Origin of the sequence: Streptomyces sp. NPDC088116 (assembly GCF_044741745.1) — a bacterium.
Taxonomy (GTDB): Bacteria; Actinomycetota; Actinomycetes; order Streptomycetales; family Streptomycetaceae; genus Streptomyces.
Map to the genome: position 1 here is coordinate 392,004 of NZ_JBIUTF010000003.1, position 21,759 is coordinate 413,762.

The window sequence follows — 21,759 nt, forward strand, 5'->3', positions numbered from 1 at the left end:
GTGTTCCTCGGGCGTCGATGGAACATGCTCGAGCTGCCTACTTGTCCTGAGCATGAGGAGATTCCATGTCGTTCCGAATCCGCCGGCTTCGGCCCGGATCGCTCACCGCCGTGTCATTGATCGCGGGCCTGCTCTTCGCGAACGTCCCGGGAGCGTCTGCCAACGAGCCTCTTCCCGAAGGGCCCACCACTTTTCAGGACATCGTCACCGCGTCCGTACCGCAGTGGAACTTCGCCCGCGCCAACAGCAACGATCCCTGCTGGCCCGAGCCGGCCTTCGACGGTGCCGGCAATCCCGCCGACGGCGGTGGCGTACAGAACTGGCCCAACAGTGACGGGGGTTGTGCCCCGCACGGCGCGCCCTTCCCCACGTACTACACCGTTCAGAAGTGCGACCCCGAGGAGATCCGGGTGGCCTTCACCATCTACCAGGCCACCAGCGGCTTCAACCCCTCGGGGCACCGGCACGATTTCGAGCACGTCGAAGTGGTCTGGCGGAAGAACGGCAACGACTGGACCCGCGACCGGCTGCTGCTGAGCGCCCACGGCGGTCATCGCGTCGTGGCCTGGGGTGATGCGGAGAGCTGGAACTCCGACCGGGGACACGCGGCGCGGGGGCTGGAGCACCCGCGGATCTTCGTCGGGTTCGGGAGTCACTCGATGTACAACAACCAGGGCGGCAAGAAGGACGTCATCTCGGCTTACACGGACGAGTACCGTCACGCCGACTATCCGGCCTGGGCCGACCAGGGCGGTGGCCTGGTCGAGGTCGCCAAGGACGGGGCTCTGCACCAGAAGTTCGAGGCGAACGCGGCTGCTTGGGGCAGCGCCGACAGTAACCCCGGCAAGGTCGCGCGGGATTCCTGTGCGCACTGACGCCGACTGACGATACGTCAGGTGCCGTGTGGGGTCGGGGCTTTCCTGTCGAGGCCCCGACCATCGCGGGTGTGACGGTTCACCGAACGCCGGGCGTGGGTGTGGCCGGAGCCGGCAGGCGGCCGTCAGACCCGTACGGCCTTGGCGTCGGCGCGGTCGGCGACCGGTACGTCGAGCGGCCGGGCCAGTCCCGCCACTCCTTCGTCGAGGCGTTGCAGATGACGCAGGACGCGGGAGGTCACCGTGCCCGAGGGCAGCGCGTCGGACCCGTCGGTCTTGAGCATCGAGGCGATGCTGGCGCCGGACGTGACCGTGCGCCCGGCTCCCTCGTCCTGGACGTACGCGGCGATCACTTCGATGTTGTGGGCGATACGCCGGCCGGCCCGGTCCAGACGTGGGTCGGCCGCGACGGTCTTGCTGTGCGGCAGGAGTTCGGCGGTCGCCGCCAGCGAACGCGCGTGGTAGGCGCAGGTCTCCAGCAGCGCCACCAGATAGCGGACGGTCCGCCGCCGACCGCGCAGCGGGGAGATCGGATGCGTCAGCGGCTGGGTGGAGGCGCGCAGCTCGTCCAGCGCCGTGTCCAGGTCCCGCGCCTTGGTCAGCAGATCGGACGCGGGCCCGCCACTGAGCTGCTCCACCGACGCCGACACGACGTCGCCCAGCTTGTCCAGGACGGTGCCCAGCAGTTCGTCGGTACGGCGGTCGGTGTGCACCGGCAGCACCAGTACCGCCGCGATGATGCCGCAGGCGGCGCCGAGCGCCGTCTCCTCTATGCGCAGCACCAGCAGGGCGGAGCTGTACGTGTTGAGCAGTGTGTACAGCAGTCCCAGCATCGCCGTGACGAAGAAGGACATGAACGCGTACGACAGCGGAGCGGTGAAGAACATGGCGAAGATGAAGAGCAGGACGAGGGCGAAGGCGATCCAGGTGTGGTTGCCGACCAGTCCCGCCAGCAGGACACCGGCGACCACGCCGAGGACCGTGCCGATGAGCCGTCGGTAGCCCTTGACCAGGATCTCGCCCGTGGACGAGGTGTTGAGGAAGACCACCCAGCAGGTCAGCACCGCCCAGTACCAGCGCTGGGTGGAGAGGAACTCACCGCCGATGATGGCCAGCACCGAGCCCACCGTGACCTGGAACGCGGCCCTCGTGGTCGGACGTCGCAGCCCGGTGCGGGTTTCCTCCTCGGGTTCCTCGGCTCCGCCGAGCGAGACATCCTCGGCGTCGAACTCCTCGCGCGAGCGGGTCGTCGCCGGTGTGTCGTCGGATTCGTCCTGAGGTCCGTCCAGCGCGAGCCGTAGGCCCAGGACGGAGCGGGCGGCCTCACCGATGCCGCGGAAGACGTCCTGGACGGCGGTCGAGGCCTTCGGCACCCCGTCCTCGTCGCGGTAGCCGAGCAGCCTGTTGCGTACGTGGGCCACCGCCGTACCCCGGTCGTCAAAAGCCGTCCGGGTCACCAGCAGGTGCAGCGCGTTCAGGTCCCGGCGCAGCGTGCCGGTCGTGTCGGCCTCGGCCGGTACCGGCTTCCGGCTGGCCGGCACGGGCGCGTTCGGCAGATGAAGGGTGAGGGTGTCGGCGCGCTCGGCACTGCGGGCGTTGAGCAGCAGCATGCCCAGCCGCTCGGTGGCGATCTCGGCGTCCGCGACCCGTCGTTGCAGGAGCGCCGCCGTGGCGGCGTCGGGTGTGCCTTCCTCCAGCCGGTCCTGGATCATCAGAGCCGCCTCGTGCAGCCGGGCGGTGCGCCGCCGCAGCTCGTCGAGGACCTTGTCCAACTGCTCGGGGCCGGCGTCCAGCAGCTCGATCTGACTGGCCACGAGCTGGGCGAGCCGGGCCCGGAACGCCTTGCGCAGCCGCCTCAGTACGTGTGCCGGCGCTTCCGGTACGAGAGCGAACCGTACGACCGCACTGCACGCGAAGGCGATGGCCAGGGTCAGACACAGCACGGGCAGGGTCGACACATCGGCGCCCACGAACAGGGAGACGAAGTAGATCTGGAACCCGATCAGGCCCAGAGCGGTACCGCGGTCGTCGAACCGGCGGCTGTAGACGGCGCCGAAGATCAGGGCGACGAAGACCGCGTCCCCCACGATGACCTGGGCGTGCAGCAGCGCGCCCAGGGCCATCGCGGCGAGCGCGACCGGCAGGCCCAGCGCGAGCGTGATCGCCTGGCCGCGCACCTGCTTCTCCTTGACCGCGAAGGTGGAGACCATCGCTGTCATGGCGCCCGCGACCATGTACGTGACGTGGGTGCCGAGCAGGGCGAGGGCGACGAGGGTGAGCGCGATCGCCGCGACGGTGCGCAGCCCCGCCATCAGGCGCAGCAGTCCAGGGTCGGACGCCGCGAAACGATCCCATGTGCCGGTCCCGACCCGCCGTATCGCTGCCCTCACGTCGCCGAACTCCCTGATCCCCGCCATGACCTCGGACGCCTCAGCATCGCACGAGCGCTGATCGTGGGACGGAGCCGTTCGGATCGCGGGACGGGCGGACAGGGGCCACCGGTCGGGTACGCGGCCGGGCCGGCGGTGATCGCGATCGGCCCCGGGCCAGATGGAGCAGGCGCAAATCGATTCTGCGGGTGTATGTCCGTGGCATGTGCCATTCGTCCGCGTCCGCTCGGTGGCACGAGGCTAGACATCGGGCATGGACGATCCTTTTGCTTTCAGTCCGCTGGGTGCGCTCGGCGGATTCCGCGTCAGTGCGCCGGAGCCGGGGCGCACCACCGGGAGCCCGCGCGGTCCGGTCGGTTCAGGCGGGCTGGTGGTGTGGAGTGAATGCTCGTGCGCGCCGCAGGACGGCGGCGGCATGCGGCTGTCGGCGGAAGCCGCGCAGCGATTTGCGCAGGAGCCTGAGGGCCTGGTCGGCGCCGGCCGAGCGCAGGCTCGGGTAGTGGTCGAGGAAGGCGTTCCAGTGGACGCAGGACTCTTCGAGGCGGCCCAGGGAGATTAACGTTTCGGCGAGGCGGGCGTGGGTGAGGGCCCTGGACCGGTGCCGGTCGTCGGCGCGTGCCTCGACCGCGACCGTAAGGGCTTGTGCCGCCTGGGCCGCCTCTCCCAGGGCGAGGAGGGACCGGCCGCGCTGGTAGTCGAGGCCGGGCCGGGGATAGCTGGTGAAGGGCCCGGGTGGGCTGGTCGCGCGGGCCTGCTCCGCCTCGGCCGCCGTGAGGTCTCTGAAGGCTTCGTGACGATGCTGTGCGTGGGCGTGGGTGAGAGCGCGCTGGCTCAGCAGGAACGCCCGGGTGGACGGGTCGGTCCGCGGGCCGGCGGTGTCCACGGCGGCGTCGGCGAGATGCGCCGCGTGCACGCGGAATCCGAGGAACACGGCCTGAAGGCTCATGGCGCGCAAAGTGATCGAATAGAGACGGCGGTCGTCGGCTTCGCCGGCGAGACCGAGCGCGGTGGTGAAGTAACGCTGGGCCAGGCTGTGATAGCCGGCGTCCATGCTCATACGGGCGATCAGATGGGTGAGTTGACCCGCGACGGTGAACAGTTCCCGGCGCATGGCCGGTGACGCGGGGGCGGCCAGGAGGCTGCTGGTGTCCTCGGCGAGGTAGGCGGTCAGGGCGGATCGCGCGTGGGCACCGCCATGGCGCTCCAGGAGATCCGCGAAGACGAGGGTCATCCGGTGCAGCCGCTGGACGTCCGCGATCGTGGCCCGGGAGCCCGCCGCGCGTAATCGTACGGCGGACGGGCGTCCGGGATCCCAGGCGGGCGCGGCAGGCGTGGCCAGGCTGTACGCGGAGTCGGCGAGCACGGCCCGGCGCGCGGGGTCGGCGTCGGCCCGGCACAGGGCGGCCAGCTGGTCCATGACATCGCCCGTTTCGGGCTGCTGCCGCAGGAGCGGAGCATCGGCCGTCCGCCGGGGCCGGGCGAGGCCGGTCTCCTCCGTGGTGACGAGGCGGCCGCTGCGGCGGCTGAACGCCAGGGCGACCAGGTCGGGGACGGGCGGGCGGGGGCGGGAGCCGGTCAGCCAGTGGGCGACCGAGGTGCGGTCGTAGCGCAGCGGCAGGCCCTGCGCCGCGCCCAGGTCGTTGACGGCTCGCGCCAGGTCCGCCTGGTTCCAGTCGGCTTCGTTGAGCAGGGAGGCGAGACGCTGGTTGGGCTGTTGGCGTGCCAAGGCTCCATATCTCCTCGGGATGGGCCTTGTTCGCGCCCGGCGGGTTGGCGACGGCGGTTCACGCGTGCGCGCGTCGGTCACGGCGGACCACGTTCAGGGGCGGGCCTATGGGTCCTCGTAGGAACTTTCTCGATCCTGCGGCCAATCATCCCGCTGTCGGCGCCGCCGCGGGAGTCGGCGGTTCGACATCTCTCCGAACTCTTTACCCGGGGGGGCGTCGCGACGGGCCGGTTCACGAGCGCACGGGGGGCGAGGGGACAGGCCGTCGGCGGGGGAGCACAGGGCCGCGGAGACACAGGAGCGCGGTGCGCACAAACGCACAAGCGTTCAACGTGTGCATGCATCTCCGGCCCGGCGGCGACATCCTTCCGAACCCGTCGGGCACGCGCCCTCAGACGACAACCACCCCCCGCTTAACCCCGACAAGAGGGCTTTCGATGACCCAATTCGATGAACTCGCCGAAATGTATGAGGAGTTCTCCCGGCTGCCTTTTCGCCAAGAACTCGAATTCCCCAGTGTGCTGGAGGCTCTGGGCGATCTCTCCCGGCTCCGGGTCCTGGATCTGGGCTGCGGAAGCGGCGTCTACAGCCGGACTCTGGCGCGAGGAGGCGCGGGACGGGTCGTCGGGCTCGACGAGTCCGCCGGGATGATCGACCACGCCCGTGCGTACGAGGCCGGACAGTACCCGGAGATCAGCTACGTCGACGGCGCCCTGCCGGCCGAACTGGAGGGTGGCTTCGACCTGGTCCTCGGGGTGTACGTACTGCCGTACGCCACCACGTACAAGGAACTCGTCGGCCTCTGCCGCACCGCGGCCGACGCGCTGCGGCCGGGCGGGAGGTTCGTCACCCTGCCCATCCACCCCGAGGCCCATCGCGACCCCCGCCACTACGAGCGCTACGGCTTCCGCCTGAATATCGACCGGCCCTTCGAGGACGCTTCTCCGATCGATCTCCAGCTGTGCTTCGACGCGTACGACGTTCACATCGCCGCCCATTACTGGAGCGCCGCGACACTGGAACAGGCCTTACGCGAGGCGGGGTTCGGTCCCGTACGCCGACTGCCGCACCGGCTGTCGGCCAAGGCCGCCGCCGGGCCGTCCGAATTCTGGGAGCCCTATCTGTCCGCGCCGCACGCGGCGATCCTGGACACCCGCAAGGAGCGTGAGCCGTCATGACCCCCCTGCCCGAACTCACCGAGCGCAGCGATTTCCTCATCGAGAACGCACGTTTCATGACCCTGGCCACCCACGGCCCCGACGGGGTGTGGGCCTCCACGGTCAACTACGTACCGCTGCGCAATCCGCTGGGACTCCTCTGGTACTCGCTGCGCCGGGCCCGGCACTCCCGCAACATCGAGGCCGCCCCGCGGGTATCCGGCTCGATCTACCTGACCGGGCTGCCCGGACTGGGCCTGGACGGTGCGCAGTTCACCGCCGTCGCGAAGCCGGTGGGGCCGGACGAACTCGACACGCTCAGCGCCTGGTACTACGAGCGGAACTTCCCGGACGAGGAGGTCCGCGGCGAATGGCGGCTGCCGCTGGACGAGTTCCGCGGGGACGGCCCGCGACGCTTCTACCGCCTCGAAGTACGGGAGTGGTGGCTGCTGGACATCGACCAGTGGCTCGTGGACAAGAACGACCAGCGTATCGCCGTCCCGTTGGACGCGATCACCGATGGACCGACGGTCGACGGAGGCGGGGACGGGAACGGTGTCGGCGACCAGGACGAAGACAAAGACAAAAACATCGACGACAACCACAACCACAACCACAACGACGACAGCGACAGCGAAGACAACCACGACCACGACCACGACCACGGTAGTGACGGTTCAGGAGGTGCCCGGTGAAGGCGCTCATCAAGTCAGGGCCCGGCGAGGGACTGGACTACGTCGATGTACCCACCCCCGAGCCTGGGCGCCATGATGTCCTCATCCGGGTGTTGCGCACCGGCATCTGCGGCACGGACCTGCACATCCTCGACGGGAACCCGTGGGCGACGCGGACCGTGACGACACCGCGTGTCATCGGCCATGAGTTCGTCGGTGAGGTCGTGGCGACCGGAGCCGGCGTCGGAGGCATCCTGCCCGGCCAACTGGTCGGTGCGGAAGGCCACGAGACGTGCAACACCTGCGTGAACTGCCGGGCGGACAAGAAGCACCTGTGCCGTGCGGCACGGGGACTCGGAGTGCAGCGCGACGGGGCGTTCGCCGAGTATGTGGTGCTGCCCGCGGAGAGCGTGTGGGTGCACCGCCCCGGCGTCTCGCTGGATGTCGCCGCCGTGTTCGACGCCTTCGGCAACGCCGTCCATGTCGCCGACGCCTTCCCCCTCCGTGACCGTACGGTCCTGATCACCGGCGCGGGTCCGATCGGCGCCATGGCCGCGGCCGTCGCGCGCCACCGGGGCGCCCGACTGGTGGCGGTCAGCGATGTCAGCTCCTTCCGGCTCGACCTCGCCCGCCGGGCCGGTGCCCATCTCGTCATCGACGCCGGTGCCGGGCCCATCGACACCGCCGGACTCGGCCTGGAGCACGGCTTCGACATCGGTTTCGAGATGTCCGGCAACCCGTCCGCCCTGCGCGACCTGATCGGCGCCATGGCACACGGCGGCCGGATCGCCTCCCTCGGGCTGCCCGACGAGGATGTGCTCACCGACTGGACGAACATCTCCCTGCGCATGCTCACCATCCAGGGAATCAGTGGGCGCAAGGTGTTCGACACCTGGCACACCATGGCCGGCCTGCTCGACGAGGGCCTGGACCCGTCGTTCATCATCACGGACCACTTCGCCGCCGCGGACTACGAGAAGGCCTTCGCCGCCGCGTCCCAGGGGGACGCGGGCAAGGTGATCCTCGACTGGGCGCCGAGGGACTGAGAGGAGTCGTCATGGAACACACCGTGCGTGTCCACACCACGATCGACGACGTGGACGAGAGGTGGGACGACCTGATGACGGTCGCCCGAGCTCCCGTCTTCTACCGCCGGCCCTTCCTGCGCGCCTTCGAGAAGCACCCACTGCACCCGGTCCTGCGTACCGCGTACCTCGTGGTCGAAGACGAGTCGGGGCGGGCCCACGCGGCCCTGCCCGCCTATCTGCAACGCGACGTCGACCCGATGCGGGTCATCGCCGATCACCATCCACACGCGGTCGGCCGGACCGTACTGCTCAGCCATGCCTGGCACTGCTACGACACCGTGCTGCCGGTACGGTCCGGCCCGGACGCCGGATCCGCCGCCCGGCGAGCCGTCACCGCGCTGAGGGACCTCGCGTCCCAGTGGGACGCGCGACTGTGCGGCGTCGTCAACGCCGACGCCGACGGCCCGCTGGACGCCCTGCTGACCGATTCCGGATTCGCCGGTGTCGACATCGACGTGGGATGGGGAATGACCCTGGACCGGTTCGAGGGGTTCGACGACTACCTCGCCAACGGCCTGAAGAGGAAACCGCGGTACAACCTCACACACGACCTGCGCCAGGCGGACGAAGCAGGAGTCAGCGTGCACACGACCGACGCGGCCCACGCGGACCTGGACGGTTTCGTGGAGCTTGCCCGCGCCACGGCCGCCAAGTTCGACAACTCCGACTACTACCAGCGCGGTCTCTTCCAGGACTTCGTCCTGGCGCTCGGTGACTGTGTCCAGGTCGCGGAATTCCACGTCGGGGACCGGATGGTCGCTTCCGCGCTCACCCTCACCGACGACACCCGGCTCCACTACTGGGCCGTCGGATTCGCCCAGGAGGACACCCCGGGCTACAGCCCGTTCTACGTGGCCTTCGCCCAGGTGATGCGGGAGGCCTGGGCCTCCGGTCTGGACTGGGCCGAACTGGGCCGGCGCAACCCGACGTTCAAGCGGCGGTACGGTCTCCAACCCCGCACTCTGCGTGCCTACTTCGCGGACGTGGTGCCGGAGGCGGAATGATTCCGGACGCGGGGCGAGTTCCGAGCCCGGCGTCCCTCCCCTCCCTGTGACCACCGCGTGCCGGAGGCCGTCGTAGACGGCAACCTTTCCGGCGTACGTGACCACAGACTTCCGGTAGGTCGTGTTCCGGTCGGTGTCCGATGTTCCGGCCCGTCTCCGGACAAGCCACGGAAGAGGAGATCGTATGCGCGTCTCAGGCATGCTCGCTGTGCTGGCCGGAGCCGTACTGACGGCAGGGACGGGGACCGGGACGGCGGCGGGGACCGCTGCGGTGGGTGGCGCCGGTGCGCCCGCCGCGGCGGCCCCGTACTCCGCGGCCGCCGACCCCACCATCGTGGTGGCGTCCGACGGAGACGACACCGGGCCCGGCACCCTCCAGCGGCCTCTGCGTACCGTGCAGCGGGCCGTCGACCGGGCCCGGCCCGGTGATGTCATCGCCGTCCGGGCGGGTACGTACGTCCTGGACGACAACATCACCATCACCACGTCCGGAGAGTCCGGCCGGCCGATCACCCTGGGTGCGTACCGGGACGAGCGGGTCGTGATCGACGGGGAGCGGCTGCCCGCCAGTCACACTCCGGTCGGCGGCAGCATCCCGCGCGCCGAACGCGGCGCCATCCACCAAGAGGCCTCGTACTGGCGGGTGTCCGGCCTGGAGATCGTCAACGGTCCCTACGGCTACTACTGCGACGGCTGCGACCACAACGTCTTCTCCGGCCTCGCCACCCACGACAACTACGAGAGCGGCTTCCAGCTCCAGGGCGCCTCCGGCGGCAATCTCATCCTCAACCTCGACTCCTACGCCAACCGCGACCCGCGCAAGAACGGCGAGAGCGCCGACGGCCTCGCCATCAAGGAAGGCAGCGGTACGGGCAACACCGTGCGGGGCGCCCGGTTGTGGAACAACGTGGACGACGGCTTCGACGCCTGGAAGTTCACCTCGCCCCTGGTCATCGAGGACACCGTCGCGTACGGCAACGGCTACGACCGCTGGAACCTCCCCGACTTCGCGGGCGATGGCAACGGCTTCAAGCTCGGCGGCGGCACCCCGGCCCCGGCGACGGCCCACACCCTGCGCAACAGCGTCGCGTACGGCAACGCGGCGCACGGCGTCACCGACAACGGCAACCCGGGCGCGCTCGTCATCTCCCGCAACTCCACCTTCCGCAACGAAGGCACCGGCTTCGACGCCGACACATCCGGCTCGGCCGCCGTATTCACGGGCAATCTGTCCGTCCTGGACCGGAAGGCCGTCAGCCTCGGCACAGGCGCGACGGCCACCGGCAACTCCTGGAATCTGGGCGGAACGTGGAACGAGGCATCCATCCTGAGCACCGACCCGGCTCCCCTCGCCGGCCCCCGCGCCGCCGACGGCGCCCTCCCGCCGTCCCGTTCCTTCCTCGTCCCGCGAGACGGGTCGTCGGTGGGGGCGCGCCTCTGAGAGCCGTACGAGGATCCGGTCCGAGCGCTGTACGGGCGGTCCGGGGGCAGGAGCGAGAACGCCCCCGGACCGGCCCCGGCCGAGATTTTTTCGATCCGCACCAATCCGCCCGCGCCCCGGCTCCGAATGGCTCGCGAACAGACACACGCCGCGAGGCACTTCGCCGAACCTGTGGCCATCACGATCGAACAAGACAGGTACGGCGTCCGTAATGCAGGTACAGCAGCCCGAACAGGCGCGATGACGGATGAAGGACGGACGCGATGACAGCAATCACCAGAAGCGGGCGGACATGGCGGGGGCGCGGGAGCGTTGCTCTGCTCGCGTGTGGTGCGCTGGCCGCCGGGGGGCTCACGGCCGCCGGTGTGGCCGTGCTGGAGCCGGGGACGGCGAGCGCCTCCAGCCACCGGGAGGCTCCGCTGATCTCGGGGCAGCCGCAGTTCGACAACACGGATCTGTACGCCTTCGTCAGCCCCGACCACCCCGACACAACCACACTGGTGGCGAATTGGCTGCCGTTCCAGGAGCCGGCGGGCGGCCCGAACTTCTACACGTTCGCCAATGACGCGCGCTACGACATACACATCGACAGCGACGGCGACGCCCAGGACGACCTGCTCTACCGGTTCACGTTCAAGGACCACCGCAAGAACGAGGACACCTTCCTCTACAACACGGGCGCGGTGGAGAGTCTGGACGACCCCGACCTCAACTTCACCCAGACCTACGACATCGAGCTGCTGCGACTGGAGCACGGCAAGACCGTCTCGGAGCACAAGGTCGCCAAGAACCTCCCCGTCGCCCCGTCGAATGTCGGCAAGGCGTCGATGCCCGACTACCAGAAGCTGCGTGACCAGGCGGTCAAGAAGGTCCCCGGTGGCATCAAGGCCTTCGCCGGTCAGGCCGACGACCCGTTCTTCCTCGATCTGCGGGTCTTCGACCTGCTGTACGGCGGCGACCTGTCGGAGGTCGGGAACGACACGCTCAAGGGCTACAACGTCAACACCATCGCCTTGCAGGTGCCGACCTCGTACATCCAGGAGTCGAAGGAGCAGCCGATCGTCGGCATCTATTCGACGACGGAGCGCAAGAACGCCTACGGCGACTGGACGCGGGTGTCGCGACTGGGCATGCCGCTGGTCAACGAGGTCGTCAACCCGGTGAAGGACAAGGACAGGTTCAACGCCTCCTCGCCCGGGAACGACGGGGACTTCCTCAAGAACGTCACCGAACCGGAGCTGCCGAAGCTCATCGAGGCGATCTACGACATCAAGGCTCCGGCCGAACCGCGCGAGGACCTCGTCTCGGTCTTCCTGACCGGTGTCGAGGACCTCAACCAGCCGCCCAAGGTGACCCCGTCGGAGATGCTGCGTCTCAACACCTCCATCAAGCCGGTGGCGGAGCCGAAGCGGCTGGGTGTGCTGGACGGTGACACCGCGGGCTTCCCGAACGGGCGGCGGCTGACGGACGACGTACTGGACATCGCCTTGCAGGTCGTCGAAGGCGAACTCGTCGACTCGAAGAACGACTTGGGCGACGCGGTCGACGCCAACGAGAAGGAGTTCGGCAAGAGCTTCCCGTACGTCGCCCTGCCCACCGCCGGGTCCGACGTCACGTCGGGCGAGGCGTCCACCAAGAGCAACGCCACGGGGCTGACGGGCGGGATGTCCTCGTTCACCGCGTCGTGGGACAACAACACGGTGATGCTCGCCTCGGCGGCATCGGGCGCCGGGGTCGTGCTGCTGCTCGGGCTCGGCATGATGTGGCTGCGCTCCCGTCGTCGCCCCGAACGCCGTTCCTGGATCGGCTGATCCGCACCCGGCTCGGCCGCGCCGTCCCTTCACACACGGCGCGGCCGGGCCCGGCCCCACACCAGCACCGCAGTGAGAGAACCGAGGAAGGCGACACGATGTCCGTACGGAAGCCGCGGTTCGCGCGATGGCGTGAACGAGGACAGATGCCGCGACCGCGGTGGCGGATCGCGGCGGTCGTGGCGCTCGCCGTGGGCATCACCGGAACCTCGGTGGCCGTCGGGGCCGGTGGTGACCCGGACCGGTCCGGGCAGGCCGCGCCCACCGTCGTGGCGGATGTGCCCGTCGAGCGGCTGGCGGCGGGAGACCTCACGCGAGGCATCGAGGCCCTGCAGAAACACCTCAAGGCGCAGCCCAAGGACGCCACCGGGTGGGCGACGCTGGGCGCGGCGTATGTCGAACAGGCGCGGACCAGCGGCGATCCGAGCCGGTACACACAGGCGGACCAGGCGTTCGGGCGCTCGCTGAAGCTGCGGCCCGCCGACCGGAACGACACGGCGCTCGCCGGACGTGCGGCGCTGGCCGCCGCGCGCCACGACTTCGAGACGGCACTGAGCCAGGCGGACCGGGCGCTGCGGGTGAATCCGTACAGCGAACGGGCACTGTCCAGCCGGGTCGACGCCCTGGTCGAACTCGGCCGGTACGACGACGCGCGGCGCGCGGTCGAACTCGCCGACCGGCGCCGCCCCGGTATCCCGGTCTTCACGCGGTACGCGTACGTGCTGGAGCTGCGCGGCGACGTGAAGGGCGCGCGCCGGGTGCTGCTGCGCGCGCTGGACTCCGCGTCCGGTACCGCCGACGCGGCGTACGTCGCCACCGCGCTCGGCCAACTGGCCTGGAACCAGGGGGAGTACGGCCGGGCCCTCGGACACTACGCGACCGCGCTGCGCGCCGACCCGGAGTATGTGCCGGCGCTGGAGGGACGAGGACGTACGTATGCCGCGCGGGGCGAGACGAAGCGGGCGCTGAGCGATCTCGAAGAGGTCGTACGGCGCTATCCGCTGCCGGGCCAACTGGCCGCACTCGGCGAAACACTTGAGACCGGCGGGCAGCGCGAGCGGGCCGAGGAGAGTTACGAACTCGTCGGTGCCTGGACCCGGTTGGCCCGCGCCAACGGCGTCGCCACCGATCTGGAGTCCGCCCTGATCGAGGCCGATCACGGCGACGCGGCCGAGGCGTTGACGTCGGCGCGCGCCGAATGGAAGCGCCGGGAGAGTGTGCACACGGCGGACGCGCTCGCCTGGGCGCTCCACGCGAACGGCAAGGACCGGGAGGCGCTGACGTACGCGAAGAAGGCGACGGCCGAGTCGCCCGGCTACCGCAACGCGTCGTTCCTCTTCCACCGGGGCATGATCGAGCGCGCCCTGGGTGACGACAAGGCCGCGCGCCGCGATCTGCGCGCCGCGCTCGACCTGAACCCAGGTTTCTCGCCCACGGGCGCGCGGGAGGCCACCTCCGCGCTGTCCGCCCTGTCCGGACGGCCCGCGGCCTCCCGGGGGGACTCATGAACCGCCGCACCGCCGCTTCCGCCCTCGCCATGCTGGTGGCGGGAGCGGCCCTGGCCCTGCTCCCCGCCCAGGCGGCGCAAGCCCATCCCCTGGGGAACTTCACCGTCAATCAGTACGACGGACTGGTCGTCGCTCCGGGGCGGCTGCGCGTCGACCATGTGGAGGATCTGGCGGAGATCCCGGCCGAGCAGGAACGGAACCGTATCGACACGGACGGGGACGACCGGCCGGCGCCGGACGAACTGTCGGCGTGGGCCAGGACGCGCTGCGACACGGCGGCGCGGGACGCCCGGCTCGTGGTAGGCGACAAGGGGTCGGTGTCCGTCGTGGCGGGGAGCGCGAAGGCGCGCATACGGCCGGGACAGGCCGGGTTGCGGACGCTGCGCGTGATTTGCGAGTTGACGGCTGCGCTGCCGCGCGAGGAGGAGACACGGCTCTCGTACCAACCGGCGGATGCCGCGAGCGGGGCGGGCTGGCGGGAGATCACCGCGCGGGGCGACCGGATGACGCTCGCGGGGTCGGACGTACCACGGGATTCCGTCTCCCGGCGGCTGACCGCGTACCCCGGCGATCTGCTCTCCTCCCCGCCCGACCGCCGCTCGGCCGCCTTCGGCCTCCGTCCCGGCGGCCCGGCGCTCTCCGGGAGCGAGAGCGGGGAGAGCGGTTCCCCGACGGCCGGGGTGCTGCCGCGTGGGGCGGACCGCTGGGCGCAGGCCCTGACCGGGCTGGTGGCCCGGCACGAACTGACCTTCGGCTTCGCGGCACTCGCGCTCGGCGCGTCCCTGCTGCTGGGAGCCATGCACGCGCTGGCCCCGGGACACGGCAAGACGATGATGGCGGCCGCCGCCACGGCGGGCGGCCGCAGTTCGCTGCGTGATGTGCTGGCCCTCGGGGCTTCCGTGACCCTGACCCACACCCTGGGCGTCTTCGCCCTGGGCGCCTTGATCGCGGCGGGCTCGGCGGCGGCGCCCACCGTCGTGTCGTGGCTGGGCATCGCGAGCGGCACCCTGGTCGCGATCGCGGGTGCGCTGCTGCTGCGCAGGGCATGGCGACAGCGTCAGCACCCCCACGGTCACAGCCATGGTCACGGGCATGACCATGCGCACGGGCACGCCCATGGCCACTCCACGGCGCACGGACCCGCTCACGGACACACCCACGGGCATCGTGAGGACACCGAACTCCCGCCTGAGGAGGGGCGGGTGCTCGCGCTCGCGACCGGCGGTGCGGCTCACCGGTCGGAGCAGGCGGCGGGCGTGGTCCAGAGCCATGGCAGTGCGTACGACGGCCCGCCCGCCCAGGAGCACGGTCACCACCATGACAGCGACCACGGTCACACTCACGACAGCGACCACGGTCACACTCACGACAACGACCACGGTCACACTCACAACCACGGTCACACTCACACGCACGACCACGGTCACACCCACACGCACCTCCCCCCGGCACCGGGCCTGCGCGGCATCATCCTCCTCGGTTTCGCCGGAGGCCTGGTCCCCAGCCCGTCCGCGGTCGTCGTGCTGGTCGGCGCTGCCGCCCTGGGCCAGGCATGGTTCGGCTTCCTGCTGGTCCTGGCGTACGGAGCCGGGCTGGCGCTCACACTCACGGGTGCCGGTTTCGCGGTCGTGCGGCTACGGGAGACCACGACCCGCAGGCTGGCGCGCCGACCGCGCGGCCCGGTCCTCGTATGGGCCCATCGGATGGCCCCGCTCGGCACGGCGGCCGTCGTTTTCGTGCTGGGATGCGCACTGCTGCTCAGAGGAGCCCTGACCGCTGTGGTGGGCTGACCCCTCCTCATCGGTGTCAAAACTCCAAGTATGAGTTCGAGTACCTATGGTGACGATACGTCAGGTCGGTCGTCACCGGGGCACCGGCGCCGGCGGTCCGGCAGGGCTGTAGTACGCGCGGTCCGCGCCACTTGCGATCTGTTGACATGACGAGTTCCGCTCGCTTTACTCCATGCAACGCCAGGGTTGAGCATCCGGCGCCAGAGGTACGCCCAGCCGGTAAGCGGCCCCGTGTCGTAAGCCCGGACAAAGTCGCCAGGGCCGCTCCAGGACCCGAGGCGGGGACGTACCCCCCATTTTCTGGAGCTCTCAGATGCGTCCCGGCCGTGTCCGTTTCCGTCGAACCCTCTTTATGAGCAGCGCTGTTGCGGCGCCCGTGGTCACTGTGCCGGTCGTTTCCCCCGCCTCGGGCCCGGCGGCTGCCTGAGCGGCCCGAGCGATCATGACCGACCCGGCGTACCACCCCCGGCTCTTCCTGGGTACGCCGGGTCTTCTCTCCCACGTACACGGCCCGGCCGCACACCGCCCGCGCGTCCGTTGTGATCCCGCGTGCTGAACCACCCTTCCCCTGGAGGCCCACATGCCCGCAGGCCACCGCATGCCCGCCGCGCTCTCGCGCCGCAAGGTCCTGCGGCGTGGCACCGGCCTGGCGCTCGGCGCCGCGGCCGCACTTCCCGGATGCGCCACGACCACGGACGACGGAGTCGGCGCCGACGGCCGTGTCACGGTCGAACTCTGGCACGGACAGACGGACTCCGCCCGCGGGGTCATCGAGAAGCTGGTCGCGGAATTCAACCGTACGCATCCCGGAATCCGCGTCGATCCCGCCGGAGGCGTCCTGGCCGACGTGATGCTCCAGAAGATCACGGCGGCGCTGGCGGCCGGTTCCTTTCCCGATATCGCCTATGTCTTCGGCTCGGACCTGGCCAGTGTCGCGCGCAGTCCGTCGGTGGTGGATCTGACCGGCACCGTCCGCTCCGCGCCTCTTCCCTGGACCGACTACTGGGCCCCCGTGCGCCAGGCCGTCACACTCAACGGGCAGGTACGGGCGGCTCCCGCGGTGGTCGACTCGCTCGCCGTGATCTGCAACAAGAAGCTCTTCCACGCCGCAGGCCTGCCGCTTCCCCAACCGGGCTGGACGTGGGACGAGTTCATGGACACGGCCAAGAAGCTCACCGGCGCGGCGCCGGGCGCCTTCGGCACCGGCTGGCCCGGGGCGGGCGACGAGGACACGGTGTGGCGGCTGTGGCCGCTGATCTGGGACCTGGGCGGCGACCTCGTCGGCAAGGACGGCCGCGGCATCGGGTTCGCGGACGCCGGCGTCCAGGCTCTTGAGACCGTGCGGTCCCTCGCGCGCGACAAGAGCGTCTACATCGATCCCAAGCCCGGCGGCGAACAGATGTACAAAGTCTTCGCGTCCGGCCGGATGGGGATGGTCGTCACGGGACCATGGCAGTTGCCCGACATCCGTCAGGCGGAGATCGACTACCACGTGGTGCCACTGCCCAGTTACAGCGGCAGGCCCATGACCATCTCGGGACCCGACACCTGGACCCTGTTCGACAACGGTCCGGCGCGGGTACGGGCCGCGCGCACCTTCGTGACATGGCTGACGCAACCGGCCCAGGACGTGATCTGGGCCGTCGAGTCCGGCAGTCTGCCGCTCAGCCGGAGCACCCGGGCCCTGCCCGGGTGGCAGTCGCAGACCACCAGGGTCGAAGGACTGTCGGTGTTCACCGAGGCGCTGGACACCGCGCGCGTACGTCTCGTACACCCCGCCTATCCGCAGGTCTCCCAGGCGCTCGGACAGGCCGTCGTCGCCGTGCTGCTCGGCCGGAGCACACCGGTCGAGGCCATGCGCGAGTGCGCCGACGAGGCCAACGCCGCGCTGTTCATCCCGCGTTGAGAGGAGAGAAACGATGCCACGACTGCCCGCTCCGCTCACGCTCCCCGATGACGGAGACAAACGCCGCGACCGCACACACGACGACCGGTACCCGCACGACGGCACACCCGCCCCCGGCCACGACACAGCGCGCGACCGATGGGGAGGCAACTCGCGGAAGCGACGAACGAGCCCACGGGGAAGCGGAGTTCGCGGTGAGTCGGTGACGGCGTGGATGTACGTCGCGCCATCGGTGCTGATCATCATCGGTCTGAGCGTCGTCCCCGTTCTCTGGTCGCTGCTGCTGTCCTTCCGGGCCGACGACCTGGTCACGCCCAGCCGTTGGGTCGGTCTGGACAACTACCGTGCCCTGTCGCAGGATCCGCACTTCAGCCAGGCCGTACGCAACACACTGCTCTACACGGCGCTCTATGTGCCGCTGAGCATGGGCCTGGGGCTGCTGCTCGGCCTGGTCCTGAACCGGCGCATCCGGGGAGTGGGGCTTTATCGCACACTGATCTTCGTGCCGTTCGTCGTCTCGGCCACGGCCCAGGGCGTGCTGTTCTCCTTCATCCTCGACCCGGAGTTCGGGGCGGCCAACTCCCTGCTGCACCAACTCGGCGTCTCCGCCCAGGGATTTCTCACCGATCCCGGGCAGGCCCTGTTCCTGCTGGTGGCGATCTCGCTGTGGAGCGGTACGGGCCTGTGCGTGGTCGTCTATCTCGCGGCTCTCCAGGACGTACCGCGATCCCTCCTCGAAGCGGCGCGGCTGGACGGCGCCGGACGGTGGCACCTGCTGCGCCATGTCACCCTCCCCACGCTCACACCGGTCACCGTCTTCCTGCTGCTGTGGCAGACCATCAACTCCCTCCAGGTCTTCGACCTCGTGTACGTGACCACCAAGGGCGGGCCGCTCGGCTCGACCACGGTGATCGTCTACTTCATCTGGGAACAGGCATTCAAGAACTTCACCGCCGGTTACGGCGCGGCGGCGGCGTACGCGCTCGCCCTGGCCCTGCTCGTGCTCGGCGCGGTCCCGCGGGTGATCCGCGGACGCGAGAAGAACAGCCTCGAAGGAGCCGCACGATGACGGGGACCTCCGCCTCGGCCCCGACCGGGACCGCCGGGGATGCCCGGAACAGCGGGGATGCCCGGAACAGCGGGGTCGTACGGACCGCCGGGCCGCGCAAGGACGGGCGAGGCCGTACGCGGCTGCCGTTCAGCCCCTGGCACTTGCTGCTCGCCCCGCTCGCGCTGGTCTTCGCGACACCGCTGCTCTGGCTGCTGCTCAGCTCCGTGATGAGCGACGCGGAGATCAACCGGTTCCCACCGTCCCTGTGGCCGTCGAGGATCGACCTGGGCGGCTACCGCTATGTGTTCGGGAACGCCCTGTTCCCCCGCTGGTTCGCCAATTCGCTGATCGTCTCGTTGGTCGCCGTCGTGTCCAACCTGCTGCTCGGCTCGCTCGGCGGTTACGCATTCGCCCGGATGCGGTTCGCCGGCTCACGCGCCCTGCTGGCGCTCATGCTGGCCACGATGGCGATCCCGTTCCAGCTGACGATGATCCCCACCTTCCTGGTCATGAAGCGCCTCGGACTCATCGACACACTGGGCGCGCTGATCGTTCCCTCGCTGGTCACACCGTTCGCGGTGTTCCTGCTGCGGCAGTTCTTCCTGTCGCTGCCGAGGGAACTGGAGGAGGCCGCCTGGATCGACGGCTGCTCGCGGCTACGGGTGCTGTTCCTCATCGTGCTGCCCCTGTCGAGACCGGCGCTGAGCACCGTGGCGGTGCTCACCTTCCTGACCACCTGGAACGACCTGAGCTGGCCGCTGATCGCCATCAACCACGACACCCAGTACACCCTCCAGCTCGGACTGACCACCTTCCAGGGGCTGCACCACACCCGGTGGTCCGCGGTCATGGCGGGCAATGTGATCACTGTCCTGCCGGTCCTGCTGGCCTTCCTCTTCATGCAGAAGTCGTTCATCCAGTCCATCACCTCCAGCGGCCTCAAGGGCTGAGCCGCACACCGGAGCGAAGACCGCGACCGAAGACCGCGACCGAAGGCCGGGACCACGACTCACCCCGGCCCGAACCCGCACCTCTCCACAACCACGGGAAGCCGGATGCAGCACACCTTCGACCTGCTTGTCATCGGGGACGTCAACCCCGACATCGTCATAGGGTCGCTCGACGCCCCGCTCGCCTTCGGGCAGCGCGAACAACTCGTCGGCACCGGCCTGCTCACCCTCGGCGGCTCCGCCGCGATCATGGCGTGCGGAGCCGCCCGGCTCGGGCTGAAGGTCGCCATCGCCGGGCGCGTCGGCGACGACGAGGCCGGGCGGTTCGCCGCCACCGCCCTGAGGGCCCGGGGCGTCGACACCGGCGCGCTGCGCCTCGACCCCGCGCTGCCCACCCCGCTCACGGTGGTCGTGACCCGCGCGGACGGCGACCGTACGATCCTCACCGCGCCCGGCACACTGACCGCGACCGGACCCGACGACGTACCGGAGGAACTGCTCACCCGCGGCAGACACGTACACGCCGCCTCCTACTTTCTGCTGCCGGGGCTCGCCGGCCCGCTGCCCGGCCTGTTGCGTACGGCACGCGCCCACGGCGCCACCACCTCGCTGGACACCAACGACGACCCGTCCGGGACATGGGCACCGGCCGGATTCGACGAGGTGCTCGCCGTCACCGACTTCCTGCTGCCGAACGCCCAGGAGGCCCGCGCGCTGGCCCCCGCCGCCACATCCCTGGACTCGGCCGCGGCCGAACTCGCCTCCCACGGGCCGCTGGTGGTGGTGAAGGACGGGGCACGCGGAGCCCTCGCCCACGACGGCCGCACCGCGCTGCGTACCAGCGGCATCCCCGCCCGGCCGCTGGACACGGTCGGCGCCGGCGACAGCTTCGACGCCGGTTTCGTCGCCGCGACCCTCGGCGGGCTGTCCACCGCCGACGCCCTCGAACTCGCAGCCGCCTGCGGCGCACTGTCCACCCGGGCCCACGGCGGTACCGCCGCCCAGCCCACCTGGGACGAAGCCCTCGCCGCGCTCGTCCGTAACGGAGAGGACCACTGATGACCACCACGAAGATCGCGTTCATCGGCGCCGGAAGCGTCGTATTCACCCAGGGTCTGCTGGCCGATCTCTTCGCCTTCCCGGACCTCCAGGACATCCATGTCGCCCTGCACGACATCGACGCCGAACGGCTCGCCACGGCCCACGGCGCCGCCCGGCACATCGCGGACCGGCGGCCCCTACGGGGCGGCGCCGCACCACGCGTCACGGCCCACGGCGAACGGCGCGAGGCCCTCGCAGGCGCCGACTTCGTCATCAACATCGTCCAGGTCGGGATGCGCGAGTCGACCCGTACCGACTTCGACGTACCCGCCCGCTACGGTCTGCGCCAGACCATCGGCGACACACTCGGCATCGGCGGCATCTTCCGCGCGCTGCGCACCTTCCCGCTGCTCAAGTCCCTCGGCGAGGACATCGCCGAGGTCTGCCCCGACGCCTGGCTGCTCAACTACACCAACCCCATGGCGATGAACATCCACTACCTCACCCGGGCCACCGGCCTGACCCGTGTCGTCGGCCTGTGCCACTCGGTGTACTGGACCATGCGCGACCTCTCGGCCCTGCTGAACGTCCCGTACGAGGAAGTCACCTACCTGGCCGCCGGAGTCAACCACCAGGCGTGGATGCTGCGTCTGGAACACAACGGGACCGACCTGTACCCGCGGCTGGACGCCCTCATCGCGCACGACCCGCAACTGCGGCGCCGGGTCCGCGTCGACATGTACCGCAGGCTCGGCCACTATCCGACCGAGACCAGCGAGCACTCCTCCGAATACGTCCCCTGGTATCTCGGCCACGACAGCGAGATCGAGCGGCTGCGGCTGCCCGTCGGCGCCTACCTCGGCATCGTGGACGAGAACGTCGCCGAGTACGAGAGGACCCGCGACGCGCTCGCCTCCGGAGCGCCCCTGTCCGTCGAGGCCACCGCGGAGTACGCCCCCCAGATCATCCACAGCATCACCACCGGCACCCCCCGTACCGTCTACGGCAACGTCCCCAACCACGGACTGATCGACAACCTGCCCGCGACCGGTACCGTCGAAGTGCCCTGCCTGGTCGACGCGTTGGGCGTGCAGCCCACCCGTATCGGCTCGCTTCCCGCCCAGTGCGCCGCGCTCAACCGCGGGTATCTGAGCATGAACGAGCTGGTCGTCCGGGCCGCTCTGGAGGACGACCCCAGATCCGTGCGACAGGCGGCCATGATGGACCCGGCCACGGCGGCCGCCCTGCCCGTCGAACGGATCTGGGACCTGTGCGACGACATGGTGCGCGCCCATGCCGGTCTGCTCCAGCCCTCCCTGCGTGCCACTCTCGGCCACTGACCCGGGG

Annotated in this window: 16 protein-coding genes; 14 read left to right on the forward strand and 2 right to left on the reverse strand. The window is 70.1% G+C overall.

The window, feature by feature from the left end; genetic code table 11:
- The first annotated feature begins 65 nt into the window (after positions 1 to 65).
- The gene (locus ACIOJD_RS14145) at positions 66 to 875 is read left to right on the forward strand and encodes an NPP1 family protein (protein ID WP_401912504.1); all 810 of its coding nucleotides are present in this window, start codon (positions 66 to 68) and stop codon (positions 873 to 875) included.
- Between the two features lie 125 nt (positions 876 to 1,000).
- Here ACIOJD_RS14145 and ACIOJD_RS14150 read toward each other — a convergent pair whose 3' ends face one another.
- Both ACIOJD_RS14150 and ACIOJD_RS14155 read right to left on the reverse strand, forming a co-directional pair.
- Positions 1,001 to 3,292, reverse strand: coding sequence for an FUSC family protein (locus ACIOJD_RS14150; protein ID WP_401912507.1), 2,292 nt, complete (start codon positions 3,290 to 3,292; stop codon positions 1,001 to 1,003).
- A 331-nt stretch (positions 3,293 to 3,623) separates the two neighbouring features.
- Entirely contained in the window at positions 3,624 to 4,991 is a 1,368-nt protein-coding gene (locus tag ACIOJD_RS14155; RefSeq protein ID WP_401912510.1) for a hypothetical protein, read from the reverse strand.
- A gap of 437 nt (positions 4,992 to 5,428) precedes the next feature.
- On the opposite strand from ACIOJD_RS14155, the gene ACIOJD_RS14160 reads away from it, so the two are divergent.
- The 13 genes from ACIOJD_RS14160 (at position 5,429) to ACIOJD_RS14220 (ending at position 21,752) form a co-directional block, all read left to right on the forward strand.
- On the forward strand, positions 5,429 to 6,169 hold the full coding sequence (locus ACIOJD_RS14160; protein WP_401912512.1) for a class I SAM-dependent methyltransferase: 741 nt from the start codon (positions 5,429 to 5,431) through the stop codon (positions 6,167 to 6,169).
- Positions 6,166 to 6,843 (forward strand): pyridoxamine 5'-phosphate oxidase family protein, encoded by a 678-nt coding sequence (locus tag ACIOJD_RS14165; protein ID WP_401912515.1) that lies wholly within the window; start codon positions 6,166 to 6,168, stop codon positions 6,841 to 6,843. The genes ACIOJD_RS14160 and ACIOJD_RS14165 overlap by 4 nt, the downstream gene beginning before the upstream one ends.
- On the forward strand, positions 6,840 to 7,868 hold the full coding sequence (gene tdh, locus ACIOJD_RS14170; protein ID WP_401912518.1) for an L-threonine 3-dehydrogenase: 1,029 nt from the start codon (positions 6,840 to 6,842) through the stop codon (positions 7,866 to 7,868). The genes ACIOJD_RS14165 and tdh overlap by 4 nt, the downstream gene beginning before the upstream one ends.
- An 11-nt stretch (positions 7,869 to 7,879) precedes the next feature.
- Positions 7,880 to 8,914 (forward strand): GNAT family N-acetyltransferase, encoded by a 1,035-nt coding sequence (locus ACIOJD_RS14175; protein ID WP_401912521.1) that lies wholly within the window; start codon positions 7,880 to 7,882, stop codon positions 8,912 to 8,914.
- 184 nt (positions 8,915 to 9,098) lie between these two features.
- Positions 9,099 to 10,355, forward strand: a complete 1,257-nt coding sequence (locus ACIOJD_RS14180) for a right-handed parallel beta-helix repeat-containing protein (RefSeq protein ID WP_401912523.1) — start codon at positions 9,099 to 9,101, stop codon at positions 10,353 to 10,355.
- Between the two features lie 263 nt (positions 10,356 to 10,618).
- On the forward strand, positions 10,619 to 12,166 hold the full coding sequence (locus ACIOJD_RS14185) for a DUF4331 domain-containing protein (RefSeq protein WP_401912525.1): 1,548 nt from the start codon (positions 10,619 to 10,621) through the stop codon (positions 12,164 to 12,166).
- 146 nt (positions 12,167 to 12,312) lie between these two features.
- Positions 12,313 to 13,674: a tetratricopeptide repeat protein gene (locus ACIOJD_RS14190; protein ID WP_401912527.1), complete on the forward strand. Its 1,362-nt coding sequence runs from the start codon at positions 12,313 to 12,315 to the stop codon at positions 13,672 to 13,674.
- Entirely contained in the window at positions 13,671 to 15,464 is a 1,794-nt protein-coding gene (locus ACIOJD_RS14195; protein WP_401912529.1) for a sulfite exporter TauE/SafE family protein, read from the forward strand. The genes ACIOJD_RS14190 and ACIOJD_RS14195 overlap by 4 nt, the downstream gene beginning before the upstream one ends.
- A gap of 580 nt (positions 15,465 to 16,044) precedes the next feature.
- Positions 16,045 to 17,370, forward strand: a complete 1,326-nt coding sequence (locus ACIOJD_RS14200) for an ABC transporter substrate-binding protein (RefSeq protein WP_401912531.1) — start codon at positions 16,045 to 16,047, stop codon at positions 17,368 to 17,370.
- 13 nt (positions 17,371 to 17,383) lie between these two features.
- Complete coding sequence (locus tag ACIOJD_RS14205) at positions 17,384 to 18,439, forward strand: carbohydrate ABC transporter permease (RefSeq protein WP_401912534.1); 1,056 nt, start codon at positions 17,384 to 17,386, stop codon at positions 18,437 to 18,439.
- The gene (locus ACIOJD_RS14210) at positions 18,436 to 19,371 is read left to right on the forward strand and encodes a carbohydrate ABC transporter permease (RefSeq protein ID WP_401912537.1); all 936 of its coding nucleotides are present in this window, start codon (positions 18,436 to 18,438) and stop codon (positions 19,369 to 19,371) included. The genes ACIOJD_RS14205 and ACIOJD_RS14210 overlap by 4 nt, the downstream gene beginning before the upstream one ends.
- Before the next feature lie 105 nt (positions 19,372 to 19,476).
- Positions 19,477 to 20,430, forward strand: a complete 954-nt coding sequence (locus ACIOJD_RS14215; protein WP_401912539.1) for a carbohydrate kinase family protein — start codon at positions 19,477 to 19,479, stop codon at positions 20,428 to 20,430.
- Entirely contained in the window at positions 20,430 to 21,752 is a 1,323-nt protein-coding gene (locus tag ACIOJD_RS14220; protein ID WP_401912542.1) for an alpha-glucosidase/alpha-galactosidase, read from the forward strand. The genes ACIOJD_RS14215 and ACIOJD_RS14220 overlap by 1 nt, the downstream gene beginning before the upstream one ends.
- Positions 21,753 to 21,759 lie beyond the last annotated feature (7 nt).